Source organism: Nocardia sp. CA-084685 (assembly GCF_050955785.1).
Taxonomy (GTDB): Bacteria; Actinomycetota; Actinomycetes; order Mycobacteriales; family Mycobacteriaceae; genus Nocardia.
Genome location: NZ_CP192094.1, coordinates 8,046,604 through 8,065,872 on the forward strand (window position 1 = coordinate 8,046,604; position 19,269 = coordinate 8,065,872).

16 protein-coding genes are annotated in these 19,269 nt (G+C 66.0%); 7 read left to right on the forward strand and 9 right to left on the reverse strand.

Annotation, left to right across the window (positions count from 1 at the left end; all coding sequences use genetic code 11):
- Positions 1 to 25 precede the first annotated feature (25 nt).
- Positions 26 to 577, reverse strand: coding sequence for a hypothetical protein (locus tag ACQP2U_RS35925; RefSeq protein WP_433711598.1), 552 nt, complete (start codon positions 575 to 577; stop codon positions 26 to 28).
- A gap of 622 nt (positions 578 to 1,199) precedes the next feature.
- Positions 1,200 to 1,988, reverse strand: coding sequence for an isoprenyl transferase (locus ACQP2U_RS35930; protein ID WP_397037021.1), 789 nt, complete (start codon positions 1,986 to 1,988; stop codon positions 1,200 to 1,202).
- 123 nt (positions 1,989 to 2,111) lie between these two features.
- Here ACQP2U_RS35930 and trhA point away from each other — a divergent pair, with 123 nt between their 5' ends.
- The 3 genes from trhA (at position 2,112) to ACQP2U_RS35945 (ending at position 6,813) form a co-directional block, all read left to right on the forward strand.
- On the forward strand, positions 2,112 to 2,801 hold the full coding sequence (gene trhA, locus ACQP2U_RS35935) for a PAQR family membrane homeostasis protein TrhA (protein ID WP_433716696.1): 690 nt from the start codon (positions 2,112 to 2,114) through the stop codon (positions 2,799 to 2,801).
- 149 nt (positions 2,802 to 2,950) lie between these two features.
- Positions 2,951 to 5,236 carry an MMPL family transporter gene (locus ACQP2U_RS35940; protein ID WP_433711599.1) on the forward strand — a complete coding sequence of 762 codons (2,286 nt, stop codon included), beginning with the start codon at positions 2,951 to 2,953 and terminating at the stop codon, positions 5,234 to 5,236.
- On the forward strand, positions 5,233 to 6,813 hold the full coding sequence (locus tag ACQP2U_RS35945) for an adenylate/guanylate cyclase domain-containing protein (protein ID WP_433711600.1): 1,581 nt from the start codon (positions 5,233 to 5,235) through the stop codon (positions 6,811 to 6,813). Before ACQP2U_RS35940 ends, ACQP2U_RS35945 begins: the two co-directional genes overlap by 4 nt.
- Positions 6,814 to 7,229: 416 nt before the next feature.
- Here the strand turns inward: ACQP2U_RS35945 and ACQP2U_RS35950 are convergent, their stop codons facing one another.
- From ACQP2U_RS35950 to ACQP2U_RS35960, 3 genes are read right to left on the reverse strand one after another with little or no spacing between them, the layout of a single operon-like run.
- The gene (locus ACQP2U_RS35950) at positions 7,230 to 9,290 is read right to left on the reverse strand and encodes a thioredoxin domain-containing protein (RefSeq protein ID WP_433711601.1); all 2,061 of its coding nucleotides are present in this window, start codon (positions 9,288 to 9,290) and stop codon (positions 7,230 to 7,232) included.
- Positions 9,291 to 9,321: 31 nt separating this feature from the next.
- Positions 9,322 to 12,093, reverse strand: coding sequence for an ATP-binding protein (locus tag ACQP2U_RS35955; protein WP_433711602.1), 2,772 nt, complete (start codon positions 12,091 to 12,093; stop codon positions 9,322 to 9,324).
- The gene (locus ACQP2U_RS35960) at positions 12,090 to 12,605 is read right to left on the reverse strand and encodes a hypothetical protein (RefSeq protein WP_433711603.1); all 516 of its coding nucleotides are present in this window, start codon (positions 12,603 to 12,605) and stop codon (positions 12,090 to 12,092) included. The genes ACQP2U_RS35955 and ACQP2U_RS35960 overlap by 4 nt, the downstream gene beginning before the upstream one ends.
- A 365-nt stretch (positions 12,606 to 12,970) precedes the next feature.
- Between ACQP2U_RS35960 and ACQP2U_RS35965 the strand changes: the two genes are divergently transcribed.
- Together ACQP2U_RS35965 and ACQP2U_RS35970 are read left to right on the forward strand one after the other, a co-directional pair.
- The gene (locus tag ACQP2U_RS35965; RefSeq protein WP_433711604.1) at positions 12,971 to 13,987 is read left to right on the forward strand and encodes a helix-turn-helix domain-containing protein; all 1,017 of its coding nucleotides are present in this window, start codon (positions 12,971 to 12,973) and stop codon (positions 13,985 to 13,987) included.
- Positions 13,988 to 14,010: 23 nt separating this feature from the next.
- The gene (locus tag ACQP2U_RS35970; RefSeq protein ID WP_433711605.1) at positions 14,011 to 14,958 is read left to right on the forward strand and encodes a LysR substrate-binding domain-containing protein; all 948 of its coding nucleotides are present in this window, start codon (positions 14,011 to 14,013) and stop codon (positions 14,956 to 14,958) included.
- Here ACQP2U_RS35970 and ACQP2U_RS35975 read toward each other — a convergent pair.
- On the reverse strand, positions 14,910 to 15,812 hold the full coding sequence (locus ACQP2U_RS35975; protein ID WP_433716697.1) for a serine hydrolase: 903 nt from the start codon (positions 15,810 to 15,812) through the stop codon (positions 14,910 to 14,912). The genes ACQP2U_RS35970 and ACQP2U_RS35975 overlap by 49 nt on opposite strands.
- Before the next feature lie 106 nt (positions 15,813 to 15,918).
- Here ACQP2U_RS35975 and ACQP2U_RS35980 point away from each other — a divergent pair, with 106 nt between their 5' ends.
- Complete coding sequence (locus tag ACQP2U_RS35980) at positions 15,919 to 16,473, forward strand: GyrI-like domain-containing protein (RefSeq protein ID WP_433711606.1); 555 nt, start codon at positions 15,919 to 15,921, stop codon at positions 16,471 to 16,473.
- A gap of 21 nt (positions 16,474 to 16,494) precedes the next feature.
- Here the strand turns inward: ACQP2U_RS35980 and ACQP2U_RS35985 are convergent, their stop codons facing one another.
- The 3 genes from ACQP2U_RS35985 to mca all read right to left on the reverse strand — a co-directional run bounded on the left by ACQP2U_RS35985 (position 16,495) and on the right by mca (position 18,474).
- Positions 16,495 to 17,061: a TIGR03086 family metal-binding protein gene (locus tag ACQP2U_RS35985; protein ID WP_433711607.1), complete on the reverse strand. Its 567-nt coding sequence runs from the start codon at positions 17,059 to 17,061 to the stop codon at positions 16,495 to 16,497.
- Positions 17,062 to 17,326: 265 nt separating this feature from the next.
- Complete coding sequence (locus ACQP2U_RS35990; protein WP_433716698.1) at positions 17,327 to 17,608, reverse strand: hypothetical protein; 282 nt, start codon at positions 17,606 to 17,608, stop codon at positions 17,327 to 17,329.
- Positions 17,608 to 18,474 carry a mycothiol conjugate amidase Mca gene (gene mca / locus ACQP2U_RS35995; RefSeq protein ID WP_433716699.1) on the reverse strand — a complete coding sequence of 289 codons (867 nt, stop codon included), beginning with the start codon at positions 18,472 to 18,474 and terminating at the stop codon, positions 17,608 to 17,610. Before mca ends, ACQP2U_RS35990 begins: the two co-directional genes overlap by 1 nt.
- A gap of 141 nt (positions 18,475 to 18,615) precedes the next feature.
- Here mca and ACQP2U_RS36000 point away from each other — a divergent pair, with 141 nt between their 5' ends.
- Complete coding sequence (locus ACQP2U_RS36000) at positions 18,616 to 19,056, forward strand: DUF4307 domain-containing protein (RefSeq protein ID WP_433711608.1); 441 nt, start codon at positions 18,616 to 18,618, stop codon at positions 19,054 to 19,056.
- Positions 19,057 to 19,269: the final 213 nt, after the last annotated feature.

The window sequence follows — 19,269 nt, forward strand, 5'->3', positions numbered from 1 at the left end:
ACTGCTTGCAGGTCGCTCGAAGGGCTCACAGCCGCCAGGCCGCGTCCAATCGGGCGGCGACGTCGATATCGCGTACCGCGGCGATATGCGGTTTGCGGATTTCGGTCGCGATATAGCGCGCCACGAAGCGTCTGATCTCGTGATCGACGCTGGCCAGGATGCGCAGCAACTGTCCGCGTTTGGTGGCGGTGGCCACATTGATCCGGACGTCGCTCGGGCGCGGTTCGGCGATATCGATGATGACGCGCAGCGGTTCGGCCGTGCGCACGCTCAGGTGCAGGTGGATATTGCCGTCGATGTGGAAGCGGTGCCGGTCGACGGCGAGATCGAGCAGCAGGTCGACATCGAGCGGGATGACGAGTTCGAAGGAGATGACCTCGTCGACGAACCGTTGCAGCTTCGGCTCCCCGAGTCGCACCTGCGCGGCGACCTTCGCCAACTTGGCCGGCCCGACACCGATCGGGCCGAAATCGAAGGCGGCACCGGTCAACTGGTCGAACGCACCGGAGATGCGCTGCTCCGAGGCCGCGTATTCCAGAAAGCGCCGACCGAATTCCTCATACCCGATATAGGACATATCCCCATCCACTCACTGCGGCTTCACTTTTCGGCCCCAACTCGCATCGCCGAGACCACCACAACGGAGCGAGTCCTACGAGCGAGGATTTCGCGGCCCGTCTCACGTCCCCGTCGAAGCGCATGCTCCATCAAGCGCGACACTTGACCTTCGGGGACGCGTGCACCAAGTGCCGAATACCCCCGCCATCACCGACCACCACGGAGCTCGTTTTACGAGCGAGGATTTCGCGGCCGGTCTCGCGGCGGAGCCGTCGAAACGCATACGCCCGCAAGCGCGACACTTGACCTTCCGGGACGCGTGCACCAAGTGCCGAACGCCGCCGCCATCACCGACCACCACGGAGCGAGTCTTACAAGCGACCCGTTCGCGGCCCGTCTCACGTCCGAGCCGTCGAAACGCATACGCCCGCAGGCGCGACACTTGACCTTCCGGGACGCATACACCAGGTGCCGAACGCCGCCGCCATCACCGACCACAACGGAGCGAGTCTTACGAGCGACCGTTCGCGGCCCGTCTCGCGTCCGAGCCGTCGAAGCGCATGCGCCGCAGGCGCGAGTCTCGACGGCTCGGACGCGAGACCAAGGGGGCCGCGAACACGCAGCGCCGCAGGCGCTGCAAATCAGACACCGAAGCGGCGGTGTCGAGCGGCGTAGTCGCGCAAGGCGCGCAGGAAATCCACCCGCCGGAATTCCGGCCAGTACGCCTCGGTGAACCATATTTCCGAGTATGCGCTCTGCCACAGCAGAAATCCGGAGAGCCGCTGCTCACCGGAGGTTCGGATGACAAGATCGGGATCCGGCTGACCGGAGGTGTAAAGGTGCTGGCCGATGGAGTTCACCGATATCGACTGGACCAGATCCTCGCCGGTCTCCCCCGCCGCGATCTCCTGGCGGACCAGCTTGCGGACCGCATCCGCGATCTCCTGCCGGCCGCCATAGCCGACCGCGACGTTCACATGCACACCGTCGCGTCCGCTGGTGCGTTCTGCCGCGGTGCGCAGTCGCTTGGCGACCAGTTCCGGGAAGCCGTCGAGCGTGCCGACGATGCGCACACTCCAGTTCTGTTCCGGTGCGGACAGCTCCTCGACGACATCGGTGATCACTTCGAACAGGGTCTCCAGTTCGTCGGGATCGCGCTGCAAATTCTCGGTGGACAGTAGATAGACGGTCACCATCTCGATGCCCTCGTCCGCACACCAGCCGACCAGTTCGGCGATTTTCAGCGCGCCGACCCGATGTCCGTGGCTCACATCGGTGAAACCGTTTTCTCTGGCCCAGCGCCGATTACCATCGCACATCACCGCGACGTGCCGAGGATGTTGTTTGCCGGCCAGCTGCTTGGACAGCCGCGCCTCGTAGATGCGGTATGGCAAACCACGCACCTGACTCGGAAGCTCCACGGCGACCAACCCTACGCCTCAGCGGCGCGATCTCGGCATCGACTGTGTTCGACTACAGCGTTCGCGGAACGCCAAAAGTTACGGTACCGTAGGTTACCGACGGGTATCACTAGGAGGTAACTCGTGTCCGAAATGGTCGGCGCGACCGATGCGACACCGGTAGCGATCCCGGGCACGTCAGCACTGCTCAAACCGCGGATGCGAGGGTGGATTCACACCTGGGCGGTCGGCATCGCGGCGATCGCGGTGCTCGTATTGGTCTTGAAAGCCGCAAGCGTCTCAGCGACGGCAGGCTGGTCCACTCTGGTCTACGGGTGGACCGTCTGTGGATTGTTCGGCATCAGCGCCGTCTACCACCGCGTGACCTGGGCCACCGCGAAGGCACGCATTCAGATGAAGCGTGCCGATCATTCGATGATCTTCCTGTTCATCGCAGGCAGCTATACGCCGTTCGCATTACTTGGCCTGCCCGGACGGACCGGACAGATACTGCTACTGGTGGTGTGGCTGGGCGCGCTGGCCGGGGTGGCATTGAAACTCTTGTGGCCGACCGCTCCCCGCTGGGTCGGAGTACCGCTATATCTGCTGCTGGGTTGGGCGATCGTGCCGGTGGCCGGACAGCTCAATACAAATATCGGCGTCGCACCACTGATCCTGTTGCTCATCGGCGGCCTGGTCTACAGCGGCGGCGCGATCCTCTACGCGACCAAATGGCCGAACCCGTGGCCTCTTGTCTTCGGCCACCACGAGTTCTTCCATGCCGCGACCGTGCTCGCCGCCCTCTGCCACTACGCCGCGATCTGGTTGGTCGTGCTGCGCTGAGAGCGTCTGGGCATCCCCTTATTGACCGGGCACCCCGTACCCAGCATGCCCGGGCCTAACCTGGCCGGCCAGCCGGAACATCGCGGATACGCCGAATTGCCCTTTGCGGCAATAGAGTTGGGGACAGATCCAGAAGATGGCGGGGCGATATGGCACAGCAGACGATCGAGACCGGTAGAAAGCAGGCCGTGAGCGAGCGGGGGATCGGCTACCGCTGGGGCGTTGCGATCGCGCAGCATCGGCGGGTCGTCGTCGCGGTGTGGTTGGTGCTGATCGCCGCGTGCGCGATCGCCTACCCGCAGCTCAACGGTCGCCTGGAGGCGATGGAGTTCCATGCCGACAAGGCGGAATCGACGCGGATCACGGAACTGCTCGCCGCGCACTATCCCGATCTGGGAGCCGAACAGGTTGCACTGGTCTTCGATTCCGAGCAGCGGACCGTCGATGATCCGGCCTATCGGGCGATCGTGGAGCGGGCGGTAGCGGATTTGCGTGGAGTGCCCGGGGTGCGGGTCGCGGTGGGTCCGTTCCAAGGGGATCAGCAGTCACAGATCTCGGTGAGCAGGCATGCGGCGCTCGCGGTGATCGGAATCGACGGCTCGATTCCGGCGCGGGCGGAGTTGGCCGGTGAGCTTCAGGAACGTGCGCGACGGTTTTCCGCTGATGGGGTGAGCGTCGGGCTCACCGGCTTTTCACCGGTGCTGCGGGATCTCATGGAAATCGAGGTGGCCGATTCCGGGCAGGCCGAGGCGCTGGGCCTGCCGGTGGCATTCGTGCTGCTCATCCTCGCGCTCGGCACGGTGGTCGCGGCATTGGTACCGGTCATGGTGGCGTTGAGCGGGCTCTTGCTCGCGTTCGGCGGACTGTTTCTGCTGTCGCATGTGATGGCGACCAGTTCGTTGTTGCTCGCGGTCGCGACGATGATCGGCACCGGCATCGGACTGGACTATGCGATGTTCGTGGTCAGCCGGTTCCGTGAAGAGCTCGCGAAGCCGGGCGGCAGTTCCGCGGCCGGTGTGGCGCATGCCTGCGGGATCGCGATCGCCACGGCGGGCAAGACGATCGTCGCCTCGGGTTTCATCGTGGTGATCTCGCTGTGCTCGCTGATTGTGGTGCGCGCACCGGTGTTCCGCGGCATCGCGGTCGGCGTCGCTATCGCGGTGGTGGCAACGCTGATGGTGGCGCTCACACTGCTGCCCGCGGTGCTGGCAATGCTCGGGCCCCGGGTGAATCGCGGCGCGCTGCCCGCGCGGTGGCAGCCGTTGGAGACCCGGCCCGGATCGGATGCCGATCCGGCAAGCGGGCGCTGGGCGCGGTGGAGTCGGACCGTGATGGCGCGGCCGGTGATATTCGGTCTCGCGGCCGTGCTGGTGCTGGTGGTGGCGGCCGCGCCGCTGACCGGAATTCGCTACGGCATGGATATGGGCACCGCGGCGATGGGCGACACCGCGTCCGGTAAGGCGAGCAAGGTCGCCTCGGAGAATTTCGCGCCCGGACTACTCGCGCCGATTACGATCGTGATCACCGGTTCCGGTGATACGCCGCTGCCTGCCGCGGCGAACGGCGAGGTGCAGAACTTCCTGACCGCACTGCGCTCGGATGAGCGCATCCAACAGGTGCTGCCGATCCAGCGAGACGGACGCGTCTTCGCGATGGTGGTGGCCAAGACCGCATTCGATTCCACCGAGGCCGATCAACTCGTCCGGGAGATTCGCGACCGGGCCACCGCACTGCCTTCAGACGTGCTGGTCGGCGGTGCGACGGCGGAGTTCGCGGATATGTCCGACGAGATCACGGGGAAACTGCCACTGGTGGTCGCGCTGGTTCTATGCTGCTCGTTCGTGTTCCTCATTGCTGCCTTCCGCAGCATCGCGCTACCGATCAAGGCGATAGTGATGAATCTGCTGGCCACCGGCGCGGCCTTGGGCATCACCGTGGCGGTGTTCCAGTGGGGCGGCGCGGAGTCACTGCTCGGATTCCGCAGCACCGGATTCATTCAGGTATTCCTGCCGACCATGGTCTTCGCAATTCTGTTCGGGCTGTCGATGGACTACGAGGTGTTCCTGATCCGCCGGATCAAGGAATTCTGGGAGGACTCCGCGCGCACCGCGACCGATAACGAATACGCCGTGGCGGCCGGGCTCCAACACACGGCCCGCCCGATCAGCGCGGCGGCGGCGATCATGGTGGTGATCTTCGGCAGCTTCCTGACCGCGAGCGTGCTGGAGCTGAAGCAGATCGGGTTGGCGCTCGCGGTGGCCGTCGCGATCGATGCGGCGCTCGTGCGATTGGTCTTGGTGCCCGCGCTGATGAAGTTGTTCGGAACGTGGAACTGGTGGTTGCCCGGGGCGGGGGCGCCCGTGCACGTCGGGGTTTCGGTGCGCAGGCAGGCGCCAGCGCAGGCTGGTTCCGCTCCGGATGTCAGGGCACCGTGATCACCAAGCTGGTTGTTTGGGCGCTGAAGGCGCGGTGGGGGTTGGCGGCGGTGGTGATTGCCGCGAATCTCGGTGGGCTCGCGGTGATCGTGACCGAGCTGTGGCTCAGTGGATTTTTCGGCCGGATCGGGGATGACTGGCGGCGCGTCATCGGGTTGGCGTCGATCTATCCGGTGGTGGGTTTCCTGGCCGGGGTCGGGCTCGCCGTGCGCGATCGGACCGTATATTTCGGGTGGCTCGATGACGGGCGCAAGCCCGCCGTCGAGGAGGCGCGACGACTGCTGCGCCTACCGATCGCGATCACCGCCCGCGCCCTGGCGATATGGCTGCCCGGCGTGATCGTGGCGGCCTCGATGCTCTCGCATCTATCCGCGCACAACAGTGCGGCGGTGACCACGGCGCTGTTCACCCTGGGCGCGCTGCAATCTGCCGGATTCACTTTCCTGATCGTCGACAGATTGATCCGCCCGACCATTCCGGTGGTGTCGAGGGTGCTCGGTCCCACCGCGCATTGGAGTTCCTCGGTGCTGATGCGAGTCGTGATGACCTGGGCGGTGGCGGGTGCGATGCCGCTGCTCATGCTGATCACGGTGCTCGCCGATCCGGCCTCCGGCGCACCGGACCGGGTCCGCGCCGCCATCTACCTCTCCATTGTCGGCATCGGATCCGGCGCGCTGGCGACCGCGATCCTGGCCCGTTCGGTCGCGACCCCGATGCGCACGCTGCGCCGGGCGCTCGATCGGATCACCAAGGGCGAGTTCGACGTTCGGGTTCCCGTCGGCAGCACCAGCGAGATCGGGCGGCTGGAGAATTCGGTCAATGAACTCGCCGTCAATCTGCGTGAACGCGAGCGAATGCGGGATGTATTCGGTCGGCACGTCGGTGCGGAGGTCGCCGAGCGGGCACTGGCCGGTGCGGGTGTCGATCTGACCGGCGACGTGCGCGAGGTGTCGGCGCTGTTCGTCGATGTCACCGGATCCGTCGAGCTGTCCAGCGGTCTGACTCCGCACGATTTCGTAGCCAAACTCAATCGACTGCTCGCCATCGTGGTTGCGGCGACCGAGGAGAACAACGGGCTGGTCAACAAGTTCGAGGGCGATGCGGCACTGTGTATCTTCGGTGCGCCGATCGCATTGCGGGATAATGCGACACCCGCGCTGCGGGCAGCGCGGCGCATTCGCGACGAGGTCACGGCCACCGGCGAACTCGATATCGGCATCGGCGTCGCACGCGGGCGGGTATTCGCGGGTGATATCGGCTCCGATACGCGGTTGGAGTACACGGTGATCGGCGATGCGGTCAATGCAGCGGCACGGCTCACCACCGAGGCGAAGGAGGTGCCGCGCCGAATCCTGGTGAGCGGTGCGGTCATCGAGGCCGCAGCCGCGCACGAGCGCGCGAAATGGGTTCTCTACGACAACATTTCGCTGCGCGGAATGCCCGAACCCACGGCGTGCTGGACCGATGTGGAGGCCGCTACGACCCCTGATGGCGCAGAGCCCCCTAGCGATGCGGCAGCCATCAGCGGGATCGCCGAAGTACGTACGGCAACCGAATCCCCCTCGCAGAATCACTGACCGCCGGATCATGGCGCCTCGACCGGGTTCAGGGCAACCAGCCGATCAGGAGCGAACGATCGAATTTCGTCGCAGTCGCCGGATCGCGGTGCCTTCGGAACGGAGCAGAGCAGCGGGCCGGGCAGGGCGACAACCGAATCCGCTTCCCAGAATCGCTGATCGCTGGACCGGGTGGCTCGGCCGGGTTCAGGGCGACCAGCTGGTCGAGGGCGACAACCGAATCCCGTCGTAGATCACTGATAGCCGGATCGCGGTGACGGCACCGCCTGCGCGAGCCCTGATTTCAATCATCCCGACGGGTCGTTCGGGGAAATCAGCCGGAAGGACGACAAACTCCGCGCGATATCGGAGACGTCGCGGCCATCGGCCCACTCCCGCTGTGGGCGCAAGGCCGCACCTCGACCCCGGCTGTGGGCCTAGCGGCGGTGCAGGGAGGCGCGTAGCTCGGGTGGGGTGGTTACTGGGAGATCGCAGACGGAGCCGCGGCAGACGTAGGCGGCGGGGGCGCCGTTGACTGGGGAGCGGTCGGTCAGGAGGGGTACGGAGTTCGGGGGTGCGGCGATTATGACGGTGCCGCCCGGGGCTTCGGTGCGGGCGGTGGTGAGCAATTCTGTTGCCGGGCTCGCGTTGTCGGCGAGCGCGATAGCTACTTGGAGGGGGCCGCGGAGGGCGGATTCGGCTACGGTCAGCCATTGGCCTGCCGAGCGTGGGGCGCGGGCGAGGACGACGGCACCGCGTTGCAAGGTTTGGTCGGCCAGTTCGCGGTAGCGGAGGGCAGGGTCGGCGGCGCTGATGGCGGCGGCCGTGAGCAGGGCCTCGGCCAAGGCGGATGCGCCCGCGGGGGTCGCACCGTCGATGGGATCGCGAGGGCGGGCGACGAGGGTTTCGGCGTCGTCGGCGGTGTCGAACCAACTGCCGGGTGCGGCGGGGTCGGCGAAGTGTTGGATCGCCTTGTCGAGCAGGCGCTGTGCGTGTTCGAGCCAGTCGAGTCGACCGGTGGCCTGGTGTAGGGCGAGCAGGCCGGTGACCAGCCAGGCGTAGTCCTCCAGAACGCCTGCAGATGTGCCGACCACTCCGCCGAGCGAGGCACGGCGGACCCGGCCGTCGACCACATGCTCGGCCAGCAGGAAGCGAGCGCAGCGGGCCGCGGCTTGCACCCAATCATCTTGTCGCAGTGCCGAACCCGCTTCAGCAAGCGCGGTTATGGCCATGCCGTTCCAGGCAGTCACCACCTTGTCGTCGCGGTCCGGCTGCGGGCGTCGCGCACGGGCCTCGCCCAGTGTGGCGCGGACACGCTCGAAGCGTTCGACACCAGTCCCATTGTCGGACAATGCATCCGGATCGGCATACCTGGTGAGCACCGAAGTGCCCTGTTCGAAGTTCCCAGCGGTAGTTACCCCGAAAATCTCTGCCGCCCAAGAACCTTCGATAGGGCCGAGTTCACCGATCAGCTCGGCGGGGGTCCAAACATAGGTCGCCCCTTCGACACCCGGTCCGCCCGGCTCCAAGTGGGTGTCGGCATCCAGCGCGGACGCGAATCCACCCTGGTCGGTGCCGAGGTCATCGAGAATGAACTCGACTGTCTCGCGAGTAACCCTGTGTGCCAAGGACTCTCGCTCGGGGCGTCGGCGTGCGAGGTGTGCGTAGGCGCGCAGCAGTTGCGCGTTGTCATAGAGCATCTTCTCGAAATGCGGCACCACCCAGGCGGCATCGACGGAGTAACGGGCGAACCCGCCGCGCAGCTGGTCGTAGATGCCACCGCGCGCCATGGCTTCGGCCGTCCGATTCACCACATCGAACGTCGCGGCATCGCCGGTGCGCTCCCAACTGCGCAACAGCCCCTCCAACAACGCCGATGGCGGAAACTTCGGCGCACCACCGAACCCGCCGTGCTTCGGATCTTCATCGCGCAGCACCGCCGCGACCGCATGATCGAGCAGTTCGGCCGAAATCGTCAGATCGGCCTCGGGCAGCCCGGCGGCCTGCGCCCGCAGCGCATCGGCTACCTGCGCAGATGCCTTGTCCACCTCGTCACGCCGGGTGTTCCAGGTATCGGTAATGGCCGTGAGCAACTGGGTGAACGACGGCATCCCGCCGCGCGGCACCTTCGGGTAGTAGGTGCCGCAGTAGAACGGCTCACCGTCCGGTGTGAGGAAGCACGTCATCGGCCAACCGCCCTGACCGGTCATCGCCACGGTGGCATTCATATAGACCGCGTCCAGATCCGGCCGCTCCTCACGATCCACCTTGACGCACACGAAGTTGTCGTTCATCTGCGCCGCCGTGTGCGCATCCTCGAACGATTCGTGCGCCATCACGTGGCACCAGTGGCAACTCGCATATCCGATCGACAGCAGGACGGGCACGTCCCGCTCCCTGGCCTCAGCCAGCGCCCGGACATCCCATTCCTGCCAATGCACCGGATTGTCCGCGTGCTGGCGAAGGTACGGAGAGGTTGCGTTCCCGAGCCGGTTCACCCTGTCAGCTTCTCACGGCATGCGGTCCACGTCAGGTATGCGGCATGTGCACGGCGATCTCACGCCGTGATCGCAGGTCGAGTTTGGCGAGGATATTCGATACGTGGGATTGAACCGTGCGACGGGACAGGAACATTTGCGCCGCGATACCGGAATTGGAGCAGCCATCGGCGACCAGCGCTGCGACCTTGCGTTCGGTATCGGTCAGCGCCGCCCAGCCGGATTTTGGGCGGTTGCGCCGACCGCGCACACCGCGCCGAAGCCCGTACGGTCGCACGCGTGCGACCGTACGGGCGCTATCCCACGATGCGCCGAGTCGGCTGTAGATGCCGATCGCGGTGTCCAGCGAGTGGCGGGCGTCGCGATCACGTCCCTCGGCTGCGAGCAGTACGGCGGCGTTCTCGTGTGCCTGCGCTTCGTAGAGCGGCCGTCCGGACCGCAGGAAGGCCGCGGCGGCCGACAGCAGGCTATCGGGATCGCGCTCGGCCAGACCTCGACACAGCAGCGCGGTCCCAGTCCTCGATGCGGTCGGTGCTCGCGCCACGAGTTCGTCGGCGGCGGCCGCCACCGACAGCGCCGCATCCGTATCGCCGAGGTCCGCGGCCAGTCGAGCGATATCCGGGAAGATGTAGTACAGCGTCGCCGCGGCCAAGCGATCGGCCAGTCGCTGATGGGTGTCGACGAGCAGCTTCAACGCCAGGTCCGGATGGCCGTGCGCCTCGTGTGCCAACGCTTTGGCCCATAGGTGCAAGTGCGCGTATCCGGTGGTGCCCGCGAGGTCGTCGCGGATGGGAATGCTGTCCACGTCCGGCAGGAACGTGCCGCGGTGAATACCGATGAGCGCCGCCATGGTTTGCGCGACGGTCGAGTACCCGAGCGCGTCCGGTTCCGCCGTGCTCGCGCGGCATTCGACTTCGGCGTCATCCCAGCGACCCGCCAGCAGATAGAGCCGCGCCTTGGCGACGAGGTTCGAGGACAGATACACGCCATGGATGCGACGATTGTGCGCTATCGCCTGTCCCAGCACATCCTCGGCATCGGTCAGGCGATCGAGCTCGATCAGACAGTGTGCCCGCAGCGCATATGGATCGAACTGGTCAGCGCCGGTGCCATCGGCCCAGGCAGTGGGTATCCGAGTGCTCAGCTCCAGCGCGTCAGCGAGATGGCCCCGGGAGTACCGGACCGCACCAACGGCCGCGAGGCCGTAGCCGATGGTGCGGGGATTCCCACTGGATTCCCCCATCGCGATCGCCTTTCGCCCGGCCCACTCGGCCGCATCGAACCGCTCGAGGAGCACATTGTGCACCGCGGACATACCTTGGAAACGGCCAGCCGCCTCGACATCGAGAGTCATTGTGCGCAGTGCTGTTTCGGCGGTATCGACGGCATCGGCGACCTGACCCAGAGCCTGACAGGCTTGGCCGAGCAGCCAGCGCATTTCGATATCGTCGCCGTACTTCGCGAGGGCGACACGCACTTCGGCCGCGGCCTCGGCAGCTCGTCCGCTCCGCAGCAGCGCCTCGACATACAGGCGGATCAGCCGTGGATTGTCGGCCGTCCTCGCGCGCAGCAACAGCCGCACCGCCAGCTCGGGTGCCCGAACGGCCAGCTTGTCGGCTACGGCTACCAGCCATTCGACGCTGGTGTCGTCCAGTTCGTAGTCGGCAACCGCCAGATAATGTGCGATCCGCTCGATGGGCGCATTGGTCGCTTGCAGAACCTCCGCGGTCCGGCGCAGCAGACGGGCGCGCACCGTGGCGGGCAGCTGATCGGAGAGCACCTGGCGGATCAAGTCGTGCCGGAACACCACCTCGGAGTCGACGAGTTCGAGCAGTCCGGTCACCATCGCATCACTGACGACGCCCCAGACATCGAGGAGGGGGTGGTTCAGCACCGCCGCCAATTCGGCGACGTCGACGACCGGGCCGAGCGCGGCCGCGGTAGCCAACACGTTCCATGCCCGGCGCGGCAGAAAGTCCAGGCGGCGCGAAATCGCCTGGGCGAGTCCGATGGACGGACGCCGCCCAGCGACCGCCTCGGCGGTGGCGGCGACCACCGTGATCGCCTGTTCACGCAGCAGGGAGAGCACCAATTCGGTGATGTAGCGTGGATTTCCGCGCGCGCCCGCCACCTCCCGCAGCAACGCGGGTCCTGGGTCGGCTCCGACGATATGCGACACCACTTCCGCGGCCGCCGCGTCGGTCAGGCCATCGAGCCGGATCAGCGCGGCGCGGCGTTCGGCCGATAGTGCGGTCAACGGCGAGTCCTGAGGCTGTGGACGAGCCCCGAGTACCAGCAGGAGCGGCAGATCACCGATGCGCGCGGACAGCCGCTGCAACACCGACACGCTCCACGGGTCGGCCCAGTGGACGTCGTCCATGATCAGTGCGAGGGGGCCGCTGGCCGAACAGGTTTCGATGTGCTCGAGGATCGCCTCGGCGATGGCGCTCTCGGACATCGCCAGGACGTCGACCGCTCGATCGTCGCCGTCGAGCAGACGCCGGATCGGATCTATTCCCGACGTGTCGGTGTTGTGATCGAGCCAGGAGGCCAGTGCGGCGAACGGCACGGCCTGCTGAAGTTCTCGGGCGGCCCCGATGCGAATATGCAGGCCCGCCGCAGCGCACCGCACCCTTGCCGCGTCCAATAGAGATGTCTTGCCGATACCGGGTTCGCCCTGTACCAGCACCATGGCACCGTGTCCCGCTACGACCCGGTGTGTGAGCGCCGTCAGCATCTCGATCTCGCCGTCACGACCGACGAGCACTGTCGTGCGGGACTCCTTGGCAGGCCTGGCCGTCAACGAACCGCACATGCCGCAGCTCGATGATCCGGATCCGCCACCACGTCGACGTGCCCCGAGGGGGAGACGGTGACCGACGGCAAATCCCATTGGCGTGCCGGTTTTTCGGCGCGAGAGACGATCTTCCATCCGAACGGCATCAGGTGGACGCGTTCCCCGTATTCCCCCAGTCGTTCGGCGAGATCCGACAGCACATCGATGGTGTCGGCGATGTGGGTGAGAAGATCTGGTGGCTGGGCGGATGGCCTGAATCGACTACCCGCCGTCGCGCTGTGCGGGGTTCCGGCGATCACGACATAGGCAGCCTCGCTGACCAGGCACAGGTACCGGATCGCGCGAACGGCCTCGGCGGTCAGGGGACAATCGCCCGGCTCGACGACGACCCGCACTACCAGACAATCGACGAACAGCTGCGTCACCCCCACCGTCGATGGATCGACGGCTACGGCGCACGGACCGGGTGCCACCGGGGTGTATTCGAAGCTGTGCCAACGACTCCCGACTGCCCTCATCCAAGGGTCCCCCGCCGTGGACGCTGTGGGAGCTCGGTCATGGTCAGTACCCGTCCCGGTCCGGTTCTGTCGTCGGCGACCACGATTCCGCGCATGTGAACTCCTGACTATCATCCGCAACCAGCTGAATCGGGTCGGCACCGAGCGCCGCGGCGGCCCGATCCGGACATCAGCTATCGGACCGTAACCGCCGCCGCGGCTGCCTCGGTTGTCCTGAAGCGCATGAGCATTGTCCGAATGCGCACACCTCGGAAACGGGAAATTCTCGCTCCGGCGGTGATCCGCGCGGTTCTGCTCTAAACTTCTTCTCGAATCGGGGTCGGCATCCAGGCCACCGATGATCGTCGAGTCCGGAGGCGATATTCATGACTTCAGCGGCTATCGCCGACTCCACCACGACAAGTGTGGTGGATCCCCATGAGCGAGCCGACTATTGGGCCGATCTGATCAGCACATACCACTGCCGGCTCGGCTATAGATTTCCGCGCCGAACGGACTTCAAGGGCCATACCCAACTGCGGCGCACCGCCGCCTACCAGCTCGTCGGATGGAACTCGGATGCCGTCACCTACCTGCGCAATCCGAGCCACATCCGTGCCGACCCCGATGACGACTATCGGCTGATCGTTCCTTTCGCCGGGCGACTGTCCTTCCGCACCGACGACGGGTACGGGATCCTCGCCCCAGGAACAATGTGCCTGGTGGCGGTCGACCGGCCGTACGCGATGTCCATGTCCGACGGCACACGGGGGATGATCATCACGATCCCGCGCAAGGAGATACGGCATCGCCTCAACCGCATCGTGCCGCCCAACCACCCGCTGGATCTCACCTCCGGGCTCGGGCGGGTGACCGACGGGATCCTCGACGGCCTGTACACCGAATGCACCGCGCTCACCGACCTGCAATTCGACGCGGTGTTCGAACGGATGGTGGACCTGCTGTGCATGCAGATCCTCGGCGACCCGGCGACCTCACCGTCCCAACTCACCCATGTCGAAGCGATCGCGCGCCGATATATCCACGACCATGCCGCAGATCCCGGACTCACCGGCACGCGCGTCGCCGGTGAGCTCGGCTGGTCGCTTCGTCAAATTCAAATGGCGTTCAGCAATGTCGGCACTACACCCAGTGAAGTCATCCGGGAAGAACGCCTGAAGCTGGCGCGCGATCGCCTGCGCAGCCCCGCCTACCAGCATCGAAGTATCACCGATATCGCCTCCGACCTTGGCTTCGGTTCGATCAGCAGTTTCACGAAGGCCTTCCGCAGCCGCTTCGACACCACCCCCGGCCAACTTCGCCAGGGACTGACCGGCCACGCCGCACCTGCACTCCCTCGACTGGCGATTTCCGGACCAGCAGGCGCCGCCGCCGACCGCTGAATCGAAACCGTTATCGTCGCAGCGTGAACTCCCTGCGCCAGCTGCGGTACTTCGTCGCCGTCGCCGAAGAACTGCATTTCGGACGGGCCGCCGAACGCCTCGGTATCGCGCAGCCGCCGCTGAGCCAGCGCATCCGCAAGCTGGAGCAGGATCTCGGCGCTCGGCTGTTCGACCGGGACAGCCGACGCGTCGAACTCACCGAGGCGGGCCAGATTCTGCTGGTGGAGGCCCGCGATCTGCTCGCCCGCTGGGATCGGGCACAGCGGCTGGTTGGTAAGGCGCATCGAGGTGAGATCGATGCGCTGCGGGTCGGTGTCCCACCCGAATTGGCCGGGCGGGTGCTCGCCGCGATGCTTACGGCGTTCGAAAGCCGTGACGTCCGAGTCGACCTACAGGAACTGACCACCGCCGAGCAGATCCGGCTGCTCGCCGACCGTCAGCTCGACGCCGGACTGCTGCAACATCCGGTCGACGTGGTCGGACTCGAACTCGGCCCCGAGGTCGAAACACCGCTCGGCGTGGTGCTGCCGCGCGATTCGCCGCTGGCCACCCGCTCGGCGCTCACCCTCGCCGACCTGGCCGGACTCGGTCTGGTGATCTTTCCGCGCGCCGCCGCGCCCGGCCTCTACGACGCGACCCTGCGCACCTGCTGGGAGCACGGCTTCCGGCCCACCCGCGTTCAGCACGCCCGCAATCCCGAATTCGTGCTCGGCATGGTGCTTTCCGGTCGCGGCGTCGCCTTCGACCAGGGCATGGTCGCGCAAAAGGAACCGCGCGTCGTCTGGCGACCGCTGACCGACGCACTGAGCTGGCGACTCTCACTGGCCTGGCCAGCAGCGGCACCGCATCCGCTGGTGCGCGAATTGGCCGAGCTGATCGTGACGGTCATCAAGGGCGACGGCGCATCACGGCCCGCGCCCGCTCAGGAGGTGGCGCAGCGACCCTGGAATGTCGTATTCGGCAGATCGTGACGGATGCGGTGAATCGCCGACCGAGCGGCCGCGCCGATCGCATGATCCACCTCCGGCAACCGCTGGGCAAGCGTATCCGCCCTGGTGAAAACGGCTACGGCATAACGACTTCCACCCGGATAGGCCACCACGCCGATCTCATTGCGAATCGCGGGCAGTGATCCCGTCTTGCCCCACACCGACACCTCCGGCGGAAAAGCTGCGGCGAGACGGTGCCAGTTGAGCTGCTGGCCCATGAGTTCGCGCACCCACCGGCAGGCGGCAGGATCGCCTGCGCGATCCTGGCCGAGCAGGGTGAGCAGGCGCGTCATCTCCCGCGGCGTGCTCGCGGTGGTACGCAACGGATCCATCGCACGGGTGCCGAGCACATCCGACACGCTCAGGGTCGGGAAGCGCCGCGCGAATTCGGCGGTATCGGAGGCGCCGATATCCTCCGCCATGGTCTGCACGATGTATCTGGGCGAGCCGACGATTCGAGTCTCGGTGAGCCCCAATTCGCGCACCAGCGAGCGCACATTGTCCAGGCCGACGCGCTCGAAGAGCAGGTCGGCGGCGGTGTTATCGCTCACGGTCAGCGCGAAGAACGCCGCATCGCGAAGGCTGAATTCGACATCGTCCAGACATCCGGCGGTACCGATGCCACCGAGCCGGTCGACCGCGGTGGCCCGCACCCGATCCGTCGGGTCGAGCTGGCCCGCGACCACCTGCCGCGCGAACTCCAGCACCAACGGCACCTTCACCACCGAAGCGAGCACCACCGGTTCATCGGCACCGAGCCCCACCTCACCGGCGCAATCGAAGCATCGGGCGTGCACCCAACCCTGGACACCGGCCTTACCGAAGATCTCCTCCACGACTGCCAAACTTCCACATGGAATCGCGCCGAGTCAGCTTGACTCTCCCACCGATGGAGGGTTCAGGCTCGTCACCGTCCGAGATTTCGATACCGAAGGGCTCACGATGAAACTCGATCTGGCAAAGAGTGACCGGCACTACTACGCCGCCACCCCCGAACCCGAATTGCGCACCTTCGACACCTACGGCTACCTGACGGTCACCGGCTCCGGCGCACCCGGCGGCGAGAATTACACCGAGGCAGTGCGGACGCTGTATCGAACCGCCTACGCCGCCAAGAAGATCGCCAAGGCAGACGGCCAGGATTTCGTGGTCCCGAAACTCGAGGGCCAGTGGTGGGTGAACTCCGATGAGCCGCCGCTGTCGGTGCCACGCGAACAGTGGCAATGGAAGCTGATGATCCGCATGCCCGAGGTGATCAGCGCCGAAATGGTGTCCGGCGCGACATTCGAGCGGCTGACCGAGGGTGCCGCGATCCACGTCATGCATATCGGACCGTATGCCACCGAACCGCAGACACTGGCCAAGATGGAAGCGTTCATGGCCGGCGAGGGCTTGGTCATGAACGGCCGCCATCACGAGATCTACCTCTCGGATCCGCGCCGATCACCCGACGCGAATACCCGCACCATCCTGCGTCATCCCGTGCGTCGCGCCTGAGATCGACTGTGCGGCAAGCGGTTACCAGGTCCGGCCGAGATAGCCGAGCAGTCGACGGTGCGCGGGTGCGTCCACGGGTACCGTGACCTCCTCGTCGAATATCCCCGGATCGCGGAACCTGTCGAGCCCACCCATGGCGTGCATGGCGGTCAGCACTTCGGCACACAGTTCGTCATCGGCGAGGTCGGGGCGGTCGATGGCCACGGCGATATCGACACCGTGCGCGACGACCTCGGTGAGATGGACCATGGCGGCCGCCGGCCCAGGTAGCTCACCGAGCGCCAGGAGGACGGTGCCGGTCAGGGCGTCGGGGCGATGCCAGGCGGCGCGGTCCACCTCGGCGGCCGCGGCGAAGGCACCCTGCGGATCGACGCCGAGCCAGTCGTCCTCGATTCCGGCGCCCGCATCGGTGCCGCTGACCTCCGCCGCGAACCGGTGCATATTGCCGACGGCATGATTGAGCACCGCATGCACATCCCAATCCTGACAAGGCGTCGGCGCCGCGAGCCGGTCCCCATCGACGGCGGCGATCACGATCGCACCCGTCATATCCAGTGCGCGGTCGATCTGTCCGATCACATTGTCCATAGGCATCCTTCGCTCGAAGCGTCAGCAGAAGAGGTAGCACAATCAGCCGACATCCAAACTCGATCCAACCCCGCACAGACCACGGTATCCAGCACGACAAGGACCCAAAAGGGTTGCGCCGATGCCTTTCCGTCGCAGCATATGGTCGAATGCACCGAGCCATGACAAGTTCCGCCCAGCATTGCGTACCGCCGGCCAACAGGGCCGACGGTACGCGGTGACGTAGGCGAAAACCGTTATCCGAGAACGGGATAGTTGGCGCGGATCACCTACCGCGGGTCGCGCTATCAGGCCCTTCATCGGACTCGACGTCGGTGTTGTCGAGCCGGGTTATACCGGGTTCGGTGCCCTCGTCCGCCGCCTGATCCGGCTCCGGATGGTCGGGCTCGAAGGTCGCGGGCAGGCCTTTGATATGCCGGTTCATCGAGCGCACCAGCAGTACGGTTCCGGCGAGCAACAACAGAATGATCACCAGACCCAGCGGCGACGCCTTGCCGAATTCGGGTCCGGTTGGCGTGCCGGGAGACTGCGCGAGGAAAACCAACATCACCGGTGCTCGTCTTCGATACCGGCGAACAGATCGGTCTCGGGCAGCGTGGAGTCGACCCTGGACTTGGCCAGTTCGAACTCCTCGGTGGGCCACAGCCGCTGCTGCATTTCCATCGGAATCGCGAAGAACGCCCCGTTGGGATCGATCTGGGTCGCGTGCGCGCGCAGGGCGTCATCGCGCTGCGGGAAGTACTTGGCGCACTCGATCTGGGTGGTCACCCTGGTCATGCCGTCGGGGCGGCCCTGGCGGTAGGCGCGCGTGCGTTCCAGCCACTCCTGCAGCGGGAACGGCTCGCCGATGCGCTCGTATTCGGCGGCGAAGACATCCAGGCGCGCCATGGTGAAACCGTGGTCGTAGTAGATCTTCAGCGGCTGCCACGGCTCGCCCGCATCCGGGAAACGGTCCGGATCGCCCGCCGCCTCGAACGCGGCCATCGACACCTCATGGCAGCGGATGTGATCGGGATGCGGGTAGCCGCCGTTCTCGTCATAGGTGGTCATCACGTGCGGCTTGAATTCGCGTACCACGCGGACCAGTGCCTCGACGGCCTCCTCCAGCGGTACCAGCGCGAAGCAGCCCTCGGGTAGCGGCGGCGGCGGATCGCCCTCGGGTAGGCCGGAGTCCACGAAACCGAGCCAGGTCTGGCGCACGCCGAGTGCGGCGGCCGCGGCCTCCATCTCCTCGCGCCGGATCTCATCGATCCGGTCCAACACGCCGGGGGTGTCCATTGCCGGGTTGAGGATGCTGCCGCGTTCGCCGCCGGTCAGCGTGACGATGAGGACATCGTGGCCCTCGTCGGCATACCGTGCGGTCGTCGCGGCACCCTTGCTGGATTCGTCGTCGGGGTGCGCATGAACCGCCATGAGCCGAAAGCCACTCACGTCTCGTTCACCTCATCAACCACCGTCATACCTCGTGCTCTCCGCCGCGGGGTCCGATCTGCCTGTCCCTATAGTTCCATTCGACAGACTTTTGTTCCGACGTACCCCCCGGAGTGAGACGGCATGAGTGAAACGCCCGGCGACACGCCGATCGACCGACGTGCCGACCGGTACGGAACCGCGCCACGCTCGACACGCCGCTGGATTCCGTTAGCACTGGGCGCGGTCGTGCTCGCCGCGGGTCTCGGGGTCGCCTACGTCGGCTTCCAGAAGTACGGACCCGAGGATATCGACGCCGAACAGCTCGGCTACACCGTCGTCGACGACTCCACCATCTCGGTCCATCTCAAGGTCACCCGCAAGGATCCGCAGCAGCCGGTCGTGTGTTTCGTGCGCGCGATGGCCAGGGACGGGTCCGAATTGGGCCGCCGCGAGGTGCTGATCGAGCCGTCCGGCAGCGGCACCATCGAGCTGACGACCGTCGTTCGCGCCTCCGCCCGGCCGGTGTCGAGCAGCATCTACGGCTGTAGCGATGACGTGCCGAAATATCTGCGGGCGGGTTGATTCGGGGCGATAAACAACCGAGGCGTCCACAAAATGAACGCCGACCTGCATGTTTGTGATTCATGCTAAAATGGTGTGATACACGGTTCCGGGGCTCGGAGCCGTGTTTGCTGCATTGGCGGCCAGCGCTGTCTGGTCCGGGTTAGTGAGCTTGCCGGACCTGAAGCCTGTCGGGGTTCGATGAACTTCCCCAGGATGGCACTAGCCGTCGGC